Below are 13,582 nucleotides of genomic sequence, written 5' to 3'. Positions count from 1 at the left end.
TTTTTATTTTCAGAAAGCAATTATTCGTTTTTTAAAGCATTAATCACGTTAGTAAGTTCATCGACCAACTGACCTGGATTTCCAGAATACCCTTCAGATGTAAAACGAATCTGCCTGTTTTTAATCACTACTTTTCTAGGAATACCGCTTGATTTAAAAATCTTAGCATAGTTCGTGAAAGAAGCGTTATTTGTTCCGCCACCCTTTTTAACTAAATCAAAATAAGTGTTGATTTTTAAACCTTTTTCTTTTAGATATGCCAGAGCATCTTTTTTGTAGCCTTCTTTGGTTTCCTGAGTACTGATAAAATAGACTTCAACTTGTTTGTCTTCTTTAAAGTTGTTTACCAACTGCTGCATTGCTGGGAATGCCTTTTTACAAGGTCCGCACCAAGTTGCCCAAAAATCGATTACGATAATTTTACCGCTGTTTAAAGCTAAATCTTTTGTTTTTCCGTCTGCAGATTGCACTTTAATTGCCGGTGCAGGAACTGGATCCATTAAAGCGATTTTTTCTTCAGGTTTATTTTCTTTTTTCAACTGTTCTAAATACGCAGGAAAATCAGCTTCTTTTTTGCCTTCTTTCAGATATAACTCTTTCAGTTTTGCTGTGGCACTTTCAGATAAAGTATTAGCTCTTGCTGCATTTTTTAAAACCTCTAAAATTGGTTTGTTGAATGCTTCTAAAGCTTTAATATGAATATCATTGATGCTTGCTTTTTCGTAACGTTTTTCGATAGGCAGCAATTCAAAAGTTTCTAAAACTTCTTTGTACTTTTTCAAAATGTCGTACATACGAATCTGAATAACCAACTCATTATTAAGCTGATTTTTTGCATTTTCTGTCGCTTGGTTCGGTGACCAGTAAAGTCCTTGCATGTAAGACATATCATTTACTTTTTGCTGCATCTGCTTGATTATTGGCACCGCCATAGCTTCGATAACAGCAGGATCAACAACTTTCAGATACAGCGCTTTCGAAATATTCTGGTGGTAAGCATCATTTAGATTAGCAAAATTCATGTTTGGAATCATAGCTGAAATACTTTTGTAATCTTTAGTTTCAAAATAATAACCAAACTGCATTTTTACAATATTATCGTAGAAATACTTTTGAGAATCTGGTACATCTGAAGTGTATGGAAAATCAACTAAAAATTGGCTGCTAACTTTGTTTCTTTCCGATGCATCTGCAATCAGCATAATTTTTTGATACGCTTTTTGTCGTAAAAATGCGCCTTTTGGAAATTGTTTTACGATTACATTTTCAACAGAATCTGATTTGGCTTTGTCTTTTAATTCATATAAATAAATGTTATGAACTTTAAGATAAACTTCTTCTGGCATTCCATTCATTTTCTTTGTAAAATCTGCTAGAAAACGAGTTCCTAATTCTTGAAACTTTTCAGGTTTTTGCACTTTCAATACTTTAAAATAGGTATCAAAAAATTCTGGAAATCTATTTCCGTTAGCTGCAACTTCTTTTTTTAACCAATATTCAGTAGCGTCGCCATCGATTGTAAAATCTTTGAAGTAACCGCCAAACTGACCATTGAAATCTTTGTTTCTGAAAGTCGCCCAAGCTAAATCGGCTCCTGGCATTTTTACTTTTGGTTCTTTAAAAGCAACCAGCATATATCCGGTGTCTTGATTGGTGTCTGTTACCAAGCCATTTTCGGTATTTCCGTAAAATTTGAAAGCCATAAAAGCACAGTTTTTTGGAACTGTAAAATCGGCGCTGTAAACAGCGCCATTTTTTTTCATTTTAAGATCTTCAATTTCCCATCTGTAATCATTGAAAACATAAGCATAACCACTAATATTTTTCACATTTTCTAATGGTCCGCCTTTTGGATCATAAGTCATGCTGAAAGAAGCTCCAGGAATCGGAATGTCGATCATTCCTTGCAATCTGGATTTAACTTCTTGACTTGTAACCTGTAGGGTAAAGGCGCAGATCGCCAATACCAATAATTTGATATTCTTTATTTTTTTAAACATTGTAAGTTTTTTTTTATTTCCCTAATTCAGGGCTTAGATCGATATAATTTTGATTGATTGGGAATACATATCCATCACTGTTTGGTGCAAGAGTGTAAGTCTGGCCTTTAAAAACTCTGGTGTAGGTTTTCTGAAAAGCTGGATCTAAGTTTAAACGTCGCTGATCAAACCAACGAAATCCTCTTCCGATAAATTCTTTTTGTCTTTCTGTTAACACTAAATCTAAAGCTTCTTTGTTTGTTGTTGCACTAACTGTGTAAGCTGATCCCGATTTAAAACGTTTTGCTCTTAGAATATTTAGGTAATTAACTGCTTCTGCAATCTTACCAGATCTTGCATAACATTCTGCCGCAATTAAATACATTTCAGGAACAGAAACTCCTACATTAATTCCGTTTGTGTAGCTGTAAGTTGCAATTCCAAATCCTCTTCCTGTATAAGTTGGAGAAATCGCAATGTTTCCAGCGATTGTATAATAATCATAGCGCAAATCACTTGACCCAAAACTATTTAATAAATCATTTGACAAAGGAGCTCTGTTATAAGCTAAAAGCAAAGTTTTTGAAAATATAACCTCAGGATTCTGAATTAAAACGGGATAGCTGTAACCAGACGCAAATGTTTTTAAATCGATTAAACCATTTTGCATCTGTAACGTTTTCTCGGCATTTTCAAGACTCAATTGATATTGTCCCATTAACAAATAAGTTCTCGCAAGCAATGCATAAACGGCTCTTTTTGAAGGAAGCACATTAAACTGAGGATCGTCCTGAATGCCATTTTCCAAAGCACTTTTTAAATCGGATATAATTTGATCATAAACTTGTCCAACTGTACTTCTTTCTAATGAAGAAAACAATTCTGGTTTTAACAAAATTGGAACTGCTTTTTCTGAATTGGCAGAAGCAGGATCAAATTGTGGTGCATAAGTATTAACCAACTGCAAATAAGCAAATGCTCTATGTACGAAAGCTTCAGCATAAATTTCCTTTTTTTCTGCATCACTTCCTTTTTCACTGCCCATCACGCCATCAAGAATTACATTGCTGTAATAAACCGCTTTGTATAATCCTGTCCAGTCTGAATCACCTTGAGAAGGATCATAAATTCTATCCTGCCAAGTATAACTGTTACCCCAAATAGTAGTGACTCCGTTTTGATAAGTTGTTGGGAATTCGACATCAGCATTAGCAATAAGATAAATTCCTCCAGAAGAAGTTATGTCATTATAATTGTTTGCCAAAGCTCTGTAATCAGAAGTATATTTTAAAATTCTGTTGTTTCCAACTTGTTCAACTTCAACATAATCTCGGCATGAGTTTAGTAAAAGTAAAGGAAGGAATATATATAACGTGGATTTTAGAAATTTCATAATAGTCTGTTTTTTAAAATTAAAAACTGCAATTAAACTGTAAAGAGTAATTACGCTGTGGTGGAAGCGTATTATAGTTATTGTTTGACAGGTATTGAGGATCTATTCCTAAATCATTCTTAACCCATAACAATCCTAAATTTCTCGCTGCAAAATTGAAACTTAACGACTTAATAAAAGTTTTTTGTAGCCATTCTGATGGTACATTATAGCCTAATGAAACCTGCTGTAATCTCACATTATCTGCAGGGAGTACATTAATATCTGCCATCTGGTAACGGTTTAAACTGTTATAGCTAATATTTGTAAGGCCTGGAACTTTTGTAAAAGCTTCGTCTCCAGCTTGTCTCCAGCGTTCTGCCACTAATTCGTCTTTAGCAACAGATCCATATTGTACTCCAGTATATGAAGGATAATTTTGTAAAACTGTATTTCTAAACACATGTCCTGCATAATAGGTAATCTGAACCCCTAATTTAAAATTTTTGAAAGAGAAATCATTCATGAAACCTCCAAAATAAGGAGCAAAAGTAGTTCCCATATATTTTAAATCTTCTTTATCAATTGATGCAATTCCTTGAGTTGAATTCACAATTGTACCGTCTTTTTTGTACACAGTAGACTGGCCAGTATTATCTAAACCTGCCCAATTATAAGCATAAATATATCCGATAGGATTACCTTTTGTTGTTACACCAGATAGGTATTGGTTAGTGGTCGTTGCTATAAAACGAGAGTCTGTAACTTCATTGGTATTATAAGAGAAATTTAAACTGCTGTTCCATTTAAATTCAGAATTTATAATAGTTCCTGAAAGAGATAAATCTATACCATTTCCTTTTAAAGTTGCGGTATTATAATTTACATAAGACCATCCGTAAGTAGGGTTAAAAGGAAGATTTACTAAAATATCTTTTGTTTTTTTATAGTATAGATCAACACTTCCTCTTAAACGATTATTGAAAAAACCGTAATCTAAAGCGTAATTGAATGTTGATGTTGTCTCCCATTTAATTTCAGGATTTTCAGGTATACTAATAGAGCCTGTTGGTAGCTGCGTATTAAAATCTACAGATCCAATACTAATTATAGGACTTTGGCTTCCAAAACCACCAGTAGGCGAACTTCCGCCTTTACCGTAAGTAATTCTAAAAGCTAAATTACTCAGCCAATTTAAATCACTTAAGAAAAATTCTTTATTTATATCCCATTTACCACCTGCAGACCATAGCGGTAATGCTCTATTTTTTCTAGAAGCTCCCACTAAGTTAGTATCATCAAAACGGAGACTTCCTGAAACATGGTATCGGCTCATAAAATCATAAGAACCCAGTCCATAGTAGGACAAATAACGGCTTCTTGATTTACTAATGCTATTATCTGAAGCTCCAATAATGCTCTGCCATCCATAAACGGTATTGTAATAAACGGTAGGATTTACAGATTGTCCTGAGTTTGTGTCAGTATTATAACCATAATATCTTTGGCTTGAACCTTCTCTTCGTTCTTCTCTAATTTCTGTACCAGCTAAAAAATGTAAACTGTTGTTTTCATTGAAGTTTTTATTGATATTCATTTGAAAACGCATATTCTGATTATCGTTGTTAGAGTTTGTGTTGTATAGATAAGATCCCAGCGGTATACCATACACTAATTTTCCAGCTGTATTAACAGATGTTGCCTGGTTAATCATGTTTCGAGTATAATAACTGTCTAATTCACTCAAAGATTTGGTCTTATTTGTAATAGAAGTATACATTCCCGATGCTTCAAAATTTAACCAATCTGTAATTGTTGCTGTTAAACTCGCATTTAATCTAATGTTAGCTCCTTTTGTTATTACGTTAGAATAATTTAGTTCATCTAAATAATTGTAAGACCAAGGTAAATATCCTTTTGCCTCAAATCCTTTTGAAACTTCTGGTCTAAAAAGGAAATAACGGTCAATTCCATTTCCGTTTTCATCGGCGATCATATCATAAGGGCGTAAAGCTGTAGCCGATACATTTGACAAAGCTTCGTTTACAACTGTATTTGTTTGATATGACGTTGGAACATAATTGATTCCTGTATTTAACTTTAAGAAGCTTTTAAGCTGAAAAGAGTTATTTAATGTGATATTATAAGATTGAGAATCATTTCCTCTCATAGCAGCTTCATCCTTATTATATCCTAAAGACAAATAATAAGTACTTTTCTCATTTCCGCCATTTATAGATAAATCATATTGCGTTGTAACCGAATTTCTTAGCAAATATCTATTGATCTGTCCTAAATTATCATTTTGTCCAAGCTGGGCTAATAACTGATCTCTTTGCGCTATAGAAATTTCACCTCTTTTTTGTCTAAACATGATTTCCTGTGCAGCACTTGGATTAAGGGCCTGCCAGTTGGAAATGTTATCAACAACGAATCCACCATTTACAAGGTCTTTTTCATAATCAATATATTGAGTTGTATTCATGACACGCAGTTTTCCCAAATCTATTTTCTCTCCGATGCTTGTAGTGGTGTTAAAGCTTATAATTGGCTCACCTTTTTTTCCTTTTTTGGTTGTAATTACAATAACACCATTAGCGGCCATAGATCCCCAAATTGAACTTGCAGCGGCATCTTTTAAAACGGTTATGCTTTCTACATCATCTGGATTAAGAAAACTTAAAATAGAAGAGCCTGGAACACCTCTTTTAGAGAAAGCAAAATCTTCTCTTGACTGCGGAAAACCATCGATAACAATTAATGGCTGTCCTGTTCCGCTATAACTATTAGTTCCTCTTACGCTTATGGAACCTGTTCTTGGATCAACATTTACACCAGCCATTTTTCCTTCCAGTCTTGACTGAATGTCTACTGTTGGAACTTCGGCCAGCTCTTTTGCAGTCATTACCCCGATAGCTCCAGTAACTCTTTCTTTTGGAATTTCTGTATAACCGTTAGAAACAGGAATTTCTACAGAATGAAGTTCCATAACATCTGGTACAAGTGTTGCATCGATAACTCTTTTATTGTTAACGGCAACGGTTACAGTTTTATATCCTAAAGAACTGAAAACAATAGTATCATACGGAGAAACTCTCATTCGATAGTCTCCTTCTTTTCTAGTAATATCCCAAGATTGTTTGCCTTTTAAAATAACATTTACACCAATAAGCGGTGCACCTTTTTTATCGGTAACCTTACCAGTTAAATCATATTCTAACTGTTCAGCTCTTTTTTTGTTTCTTTTTACAACAACTTGCTTATCTATGATATCAAAAGTAAGATTGTTACTTTTTAAAGCATTATTCAAGATTTCTTCTATAGTAGCATCTTTGTCCAAAGTAATGGTATTGGCAGATTTTAGTACATCATCATTATAAAAGAAGACATAATTAGTCTGTTTTTCTAAAGTAGAAAAAACTTCAGTTAGCGGAGTGTTCTTGAAACGAACATGTATTTTATTTTGTCCTAAAGAAGGGTTCGCATATAAACTACACATACTTATCCAAATAAATGCAGTAACAGATCTCATAAGCAGCAGATATAGGTAATAGTGGTATCGTCCAGAAAAATACTTTTCTGAATTATGTTTTTTATTCATAATTTTGTTTTGAATTTAAGAGATAGTCAATTAGCGTTGACTACAGTTCTACAATGCCAAAAGATGGTTCCAACATCTTTTGGTTTTTTTTTTGGTTAGTTTTTACAAATAAGGTTGATATGTTTATTTTTGGTTTTATATCATAGGCGTTTACGGTTTTTGAATTGATTTTTTTATTCATTTAATTGTAATAGTTCTTTGGTTTGCGTTAACAGTGCAGCTGTTATTAGTTATACTAGATAATGTATTTGCAAGTGAATTAAGGTTTTCATTTAAAGCAAAAGAGCCAGAATAATTAGCATCCAGATTCAAACCTGCACCTTTTATGAATTCAATTTTATAATATTTTGAAAGTTTGCTTAGAATACTATTTAATGACTGGCTTTTGAAAGTAAAATAACCTTCACGCCAAGACAAGATAGAAGCAACATCTTTTCGTTCTACTTTTAGCTGTTTTTGATCTTTATTGATGGTAGCAATCATGCCAGGAGTTAAATCCTCTTGAAGTTCCTGATTGTTTAAAATTCCTTTTTTATTGTAGGTAATTCTAACTTTTCCTTGCAATAAAGCAGTTTGTACCGTTTCGTCTTCAGGATAAGAGCTTACATTAAAAACTGTTCCAAGTACTCGCACATTGCACTCTTTTGTTTTTACGAAAAACGGTTTGGCTTTATTATGGGCTACATCAAAAGCAGCTTCACCAGTTAAGTAAACTTCCCGTATTGATCCGTAAAACTGAGTAGGATAAATTAAAGAAGAACCAGAATTAAGCCAAACGGTTGTGCCGTCAGTCAAAACGATTTGGGTTTTCTTCCCGTAAGGAACTCTAACGGTATTAAAGGCAGAAACGCTAGTAGGATTAGTATTTATAGCTTGCTGACCTACAGTAACTTTTTCACCGTTTTTTTCATAGCTAATTACGGTGCTATCTTGCACCGTAATAGTTTTCTGGTCTTGCAAGACAAGAGAAATATTTTCTAAATCTAGGTTTGATTCTGTTGATTTAGAGGTTTGGGCAAATTGTTCTAATGCTGTTAGAGGTTTGGCGCTTTCTGAGGAATTCTGATTCATAAATAAAGCGGCTAATAATGCGACACTCGCAGCAGCAGCAAAGGCTAGAAGTCTTTTCTTTTTCCTGCGTCTGGATTCTTTTTGTTCCAGTTCGATTAGTCCGAGACGAATTTGATTCTTTAAAGAATCTTTTTCATCATTTGATATGTTGTTAAAATTAATTTGCAAGGCGATGTTTTTTATGGGGTATATATTTCTATAGAGAACAACTATTTAGAAACATAGACAAAAAAAATAACCTTTTTTTAAAGCTTTTTTCGAAGTTCTTTCAAACATCTGTATATCAACGTTCTGCAAGACTCGATAGAGATACCTAAAATAGAGGCAATTTCTTCGTAAGGTTTATCTTCGTTGAATCTGTAGAACAATGCTTTGCGTTGATTTTCGGTAAGTTCTTGCATGGCAAAAGCTAATTTTGCATTTAATTCTAAATTGTTTTCCTCTTCAATTAAAGTTTCTTCGAAAGAAGCTTCTTTGGGTGTAAGTTTGCTGTAATCAGTATTTAAATGAAAAATTTTTTGAGAAGTTTTATTCTTTTTTAAAACATTTCTTTGTGTAATTTTAAATAAATATGATTTTACATTTACACTTTCAGCAAGACCGGTTCGATATTTATAAATATCAAGAAAAACATCATGAATTGCATCTTTAGCAATAGATGGTTCGGTAGTATATTGTAAAGCAAAAGTAAGTAAACCATCAGAATAGATATCATAGAGCTTTTCAAAGGCGGTAATATCACCTTTTTTAATCTGCTGCCATAATAAAATATCTGTTGTGGTATTCTCCATTAAAAGAATAAAATTGCTATTGTTTTTCGAAACAAATCTATAACTTTTATCAGCAAAAGGAAGTGTTTTTCAATTATTTCGCATGATTTTGAAAGATATAATTAAAATAATGGCGATAATTTTGTTAAAATCGATTTTAAAAGTACTTTACATATAGATAACATTCACCGGAAAGAATAGAAAAATCGATATATTGGTTGTTTAAAGCTGAATAAGTGGACTTCATACTTTTCTGCCAAGAAAAGCTAAGGCGAATTTTGTCAATTTTTACCCAATTTAAGTTTTGTGGCAGAATCATGGCGCATTATAGTTATGAAAAGCAGCACCTCAGCAAAATAAAAGGTTCTTGAATACAGGTTCGAATGGCGGAGCATCCGCGGTTGGGTAAAAGGAAACTATTCAAAGTCTACAAAAAAGTGGAGTTGATACCTTTTTTGCGACTAAACGCTTAGGCAGTGTTTATCTGAAGCAGTAAAAAATGAAGATATATAGCTTAAAATTGGAGTTGATACCTTTTTTGCGACTAAAAGCTTAGGCAGTGTTTATCTGAAGCAATAAAAAATGAAGATATATAGCCTCAAAAATTCTGACTGGCAGCTAATTTTATTCCTGCTAATTTTAAACAGCATGGAAAATACGAGAACAACCTTTACTTTAGACTTTAAGATCGTTGCCGCTTCCATGAGCATCCACTGCGGAAGAGTCTGCGACGTGGCAAGAGAACTCAACATCATTACAAGTAACCTTCAGCACTGGAAGAAGCTTTACCAAGAAGGCAGATTTACCATAAAGAAAACTTCATCTGAAATATCCCATAAAAATGAGCTGCAGAATCTTCGGAAACTGATAAAAGAATTAGAAATGGAAAGGCACATCCTAAAAAAGGCTCAAAATATCTTCTCCAGGAGCGGCGGTTGAAATATGAATTCATTAGAGAAAATGCTGAAATATTTCCTGTCGAGAAGATGTGCCGGATTTTTCAGATTCACAAGAGCAGTTCTTCCGATGGAGGAAAAGAACACCCACTGCAACGTAGTGCGGAAAGCCAATATAATAAAAGAAATTATAAGAATTTACCACTGGAGCCATGCCGATACGGAAGCCCGAGAATTGCTAAAGAATTAGATTCCATAGAGATAAAAGTTTCCAGAAAATTTGTCGGGCAGATTATGAAGAAAAACTATCTGAGAAGAATTGCAAAATCTAAATATAAAAAAACTACAAGCCCACCCCGTAATAACAGATAAGCAGAAAACAGATTAGAACAAATTTTCAAGGCAGCCAGAAGAAACGAAATCTGGGTTTCTGATATAGCCTACATAGAAACAGATGAAGGCAGCAGAAGATCCAAATAGGACAAACGTCTTACTCGACAAAGGTCCATACCTCAGCATTTGTTTTTACCAGTCTTATAATGGCGATTTCTAATTTAAATTTTTTACTTTCTTTTCCAGCCTCCTTTTTTACATTTATTTTTTACAAAAAATTTATGCGGCGAGAGAAAAACTTCTTATTTGAATCTGGATCAACATTTCAGTTGAGGCAATCCCCAATAAACGGTGCCAATTTTATATCTTGAAAAAATGCAACCCTTCTTTTACATTCCATAGTATTTCTTAATACTTCATCAAGTCCAAGGGTTTTTATTATTTTTGTTACACAAGGCAGTGCGCGACTAAATGTAAGGCTATAAGTAACTCAATGTGATACAGTCTGTAAATTAAAGATGGAATACAGAATTAAATTAATACAAATATTGGCGGAAGACGAACAAATTTTTGAAATACTCAAAATAATCAGAGGTTTAAAATTAAATGACTGCTGGGTAGGAGCTGGATGTATAAGAAATAAAGTTTGGGATGTTTTACATGAGCTGACAACAGAACAGTTTAACGATGTGGATGTAATCTTTTTTGATGAATCAGATATTTCGGAAAGGCTTGAAAAAGAAATTGAAGAAAAACTTTTAGAACTAAATAAAACCTTTAAATGGTCGGTTAAAAATCAGGCGAGAATGCATCTTCGAAATAATCATAGCAAATATGATGATACGAGAAATGCCATATCACATTGGCCAGAAACCGCAACAGCGGTGGCAGCTAGATTAAATTCAGATGATGAAATCGAAATACTGGCGCCTTACGGATTAGATGATTTATTTAATCTACTGGTTAGACCTACGCCAAATTTCAACCAGATTATATTTCAAAAAAGAGCAGATGATAAACAGTGGAATAACCAATGGAAAAAATTAAAATTCATAACCCTTTGAACTTTATATGATGGCTTTTCTGCAAGAAAGGCAAAGCCATTTACAGATAACTAACGTATAAATTCTTTGACAAAATCATGGCTCATTAAATTTGGACTTAAAACTTTTCTCGCACAAAGAGAATTTACTGATCAACAGTTAAGTTTAATTTCAGATTGGTTGCATAATTTAGCAGAAGTAAAATTCAGATTTACAATGTCTTGCTGCGGAAGTTTCTCGTTGCAAAGCGGCCGTGGACATCTACAGTAACTTGCCAAATCTTTGTTTCCAATTTTAAGCTGGCTATAAGCAAGGAAGATTCCAAATACACTCATATCATGTAGAGAACGCATGTAAACATTAAAACCTTGTAGTATGGTTCCAAGTCCAGATTTTAAAATAACTACAGAAAATGGATGTGGCAACTTACAAACAACGGCAATTATTTTTAATGGACAGAGTGCTGGTTTAATGGGAACCTTTGTGGCAGAAAGCAGAATTTGAAATTTTCAAAAAATTAAAATTGGCACAATATTTTGATGCAGTATCCTCCTCTGATCAGAACGAAATGGCAAACCTGATCCTGGTGTATATTTAACTACATACCGTAAGCTGGAAGTAGAACCAGAGCAGTGTGCTGCCATTGAAGATTCCTATTCAGGAATGCTTGCAGGCAAAAGCGCAGGAATGAAAGTGTCTACTGGACCAGCCAAGATTTAACAGGGAATTTTAAGAGTCTAACACTTATTGATAGAGGCCTATTAGATGAAAATATTTCGTTATACACATCAAGAATTGGAATAATCCATCCTAACCAATGGGAAAAAATTACTGATAAAATGGCAAGGAACTTAGCCAGGGATTTTATGAGATAATGGGTGAACAGCTAACAGCCGTTAGCATTTTTTTAGCCCCGATAGCAGTGGAAATCCTTTTGTGCCGGTCCCGAGGCTTCGGGAGGCGCAAAAGATTGCAGCGGATAGCGGGAAAAAGCTCCTAAAAATAATATTAAACCTAAAAAAATATTAAATGCGATTGACAATGCTAATCATCCCGATTAGATTCCGCAAACAATTCCTAACAACCGATTATTCCCACCCATCTGATTACCTGATCGCTGTCCTGTAAATGTCGACCCTTATTTTGTAAAAGAAACAAAGAAACACCCTATCCGCTATACATTTAATAAAGACCAGCGCATCAGCATCACCCCTATTGGAATTTTTGCCACACTGCTTCAATTCAGAGCCAATGAAGGCAGTATCAATCCTGTCAGAGCCTGCGGGCATGAAATTATGAAAACAGCCGAAATGTCCGGTCCTGCTGCGTATCACAGGTGCATAAAAGATTTAAATGAATACGGCTATATAAACTGCGTCACAAAAAAAACAGAAACCAGAAAAGCGTCATTTATTTTCTTGTTTAAAAGTGGAGCTGCGATTTTTTGGGCTGCAAAAAATAACTTTTACTATTGCCTGTAGTTCCACTAAGATGAGAAATTGGCTTATTCCATTTGTGTTCATTATATTTTTGCACCTATGGTAAGATTAAAAATAAAATTAAGTGAACTTTTTTTACTTCTAAAATTAGAGTCTGCTTTAATGCACTGAAAAACATCACTTCCCTAATCATTTCGTAATCAGAATACTACATATTAAACTTACAAAATTAACTTTTTTTTAACTTTTTTTCTTCCGCCCATTTTATCTATTTACCGCTCTTACTTAAAATTACACAGCGTAATTATTAATAACATTAACTTTTTAAAATTATGAAGAAAATTATTTTAGTTTTCATTTTAGGAATGCTGTATTCCTGTGCAGAAGAAACTCAAAACCGGCAGACTGAGGCAGATGCCGCAGTGATCAGGCTGATGAGGACCCCTGATAAAAGCACCTTAAGCCAGTCTGAAAGACAGCTTATTGTAAATCATCTGGATAAAAAGCCTGAGGATTACAAATATTTGATAGAAGGAAGCAGTTCAAATGCGACTATAAAAATAAATTCAGATTCAAAAAACAGTGCAAAAACAGCTTCCTATACTATTGGGGAATATATGCAGCTTCAGCCCCAGAACCAGTCCGAGCCTGATTATGGAGCCAGCGTAGAACTGGATAACTTCTCGGGCGGCCTGCAAAGGCTTATTTACAGATGGACCATTCTAAAAAATGCTCTGGGCTTATTCAACCTGATTTCGCAGGAAAATCTTATGGTTGGAGATAATGGTCCTCTTTCGCCTTTTCAGGGCCGTTACTCCATCTATTCGGCCCAGCATCAAGCCAGCTATCTTTCGGGCGATTATGGGCCTCTCGGATGGTCCGAAACCAGCAGCAGTACAGCACCCGGCCAGTACTCCGCATGGTTCACAGTGGGAGGGAATTTAAATGCTCCTCAAGGTACGCCCGTTCCAGTACATGGAAACAGATTTGCAAATATTACCAGTGTCGTTGGGTCAAACGGTTTGTACAACAACGGTTTTTAATATGAAAATCTTTTCTTTCCCCTTTTTGGTTTGTG

9 protein-coding genes and 1 pseudogene are annotated in these 13,582 nt (G+C 34.3%); 5 read left to right on the top strand and 5 right to left on the bottom strand.

Going from position 1 to position 13,582, the window contains the following annotated elements:
• Positions 1 to 20 precede the first annotated feature (20 nt).
• The 5 genes from EDB96_RS09765 to EDB96_RS09745 all read right to left on the bottom strand — a co-directional run bounded on the left by EDB96_RS09765 (position 21) and on the right by EDB96_RS09745 (position 8,814).
• Complete coding sequence (locus EDB96_RS09765; RefSeq protein WP_134140518.1) at positions 21 to 2,000, bottom strand: TlpA family protein disulfide reductase; 1,980 nt, start codon at positions 1,998 to 2,000, stop codon at positions 21 to 23.
• A gap of 13 nt (positions 2,001 to 2,013) precedes the next feature.
• Positions 2,014 to 3,372, bottom strand: a complete 1,359-nt coding sequence (locus tag EDB96_RS09760) for a RagB/SusD family nutrient uptake outer membrane protein (RefSeq protein ID WP_134140516.1) — start codon at positions 3,370 to 3,372, stop codon at positions 2,014 to 2,016.
• Between the two features lie 19 nt (positions 3,373 to 3,391).
• On the bottom strand, positions 3,392 to 6,952 hold the full coding sequence (locus EDB96_RS09755; RefSeq protein ID WP_134140514.1) for a SusC/RagA family TonB-linked outer membrane protein: 3,561 nt from the start codon (positions 6,950 to 6,952) through the stop codon (positions 3,392 to 3,394).
• 177 nt (positions 6,953 to 7,129) lie between these two features.
• The gene (locus tag EDB96_RS09750) at positions 7,130 to 8,191 is read right to left on the bottom strand and encodes a FecR family protein (protein WP_134140513.1); all 1,062 of its coding nucleotides are present in this window, start codon (positions 8,189 to 8,191) and stop codon (positions 7,130 to 7,132) included.
• Between the two features lie 77 nt (positions 8,192 to 8,268).
• Positions 8,269 to 8,814, bottom strand: coding sequence for an RNA polymerase sigma factor (locus EDB96_RS09745; protein WP_134140512.1), 546 nt, complete (start codon positions 8,812 to 8,814; stop codon positions 8,269 to 8,271).
• 561 nt (positions 8,815 to 9,375) lie between these two features.
• On the opposite strand from EDB96_RS09745, the gene EDB96_RS09740 reads away from it, so the two are divergent.
• The 5 genes and pseudogenes from EDB96_RS09740 to EDB96_RS09720 all read left to right on the top strand — a co-directional run bounded on the left by EDB96_RS09740 (position 9,376) and on the right by EDB96_RS09720 (position 13,547).
• Positions 9,376 to 9,732, top strand: coding sequence for a transposase (locus EDB96_RS09740; protein WP_243839329.1), 357 nt, complete (start codon positions 9,376 to 9,378; stop codon positions 9,730 to 9,732).
• Between the two features lie 808 nt (positions 9,733 to 10,540).
• Complete coding sequence (locus tag EDB96_RS09735; RefSeq protein ID WP_134140510.1) at positions 10,541 to 11,086, top strand: nucleotidyltransferase family protein; 546 nt, start codon at positions 10,541 to 10,543, stop codon at positions 11,084 to 11,086.
• Positions 11,087 to 11,440: 354 nt separating this feature from the next.
• Positions 11,441 to 11,569 carry a hypothetical protein gene (locus tag EDB96_RS21260; RefSeq protein WP_262712544.1) on the top strand — a complete coding sequence of 43 codons (129 nt, stop codon included), beginning with the start codon at positions 11,441 to 11,443 and terminating at the stop codon, positions 11,567 to 11,569.
• Between the two features lie 72 nt (positions 11,570 to 11,641).
• Positions 11,642 to 11,785 (top strand): annotated as a pseudogene (locus EDB96_RS21315) (HAD-IA family hydrolase); the annotation flags it as partial.
• A gap of 1,153 nt (positions 11,786 to 12,938) precedes the next feature.
• Positions 12,939 to 13,547, top strand: coding sequence for a hypothetical protein (locus tag EDB96_RS09720; protein WP_134140509.1), 609 nt, complete (start codon positions 12,939 to 12,941; stop codon positions 13,545 to 13,547).
• Positions 13,548 to 13,582 lie beyond the last annotated feature (35 nt).

Source organism: Flavobacterium sp. S87F.05.LMB.W.Kidney.N (genome assembly GCF_004366435.1).
In the GTDB taxonomy this organism is placed as follows: Bacteria; Bacteroidota; Bacteroidia; order Flavobacteriales; family Flavobacteriaceae; genus Flavobacterium.
This window is presented reverse-complemented; position numbering and strand designations above follow the sequence as displayed.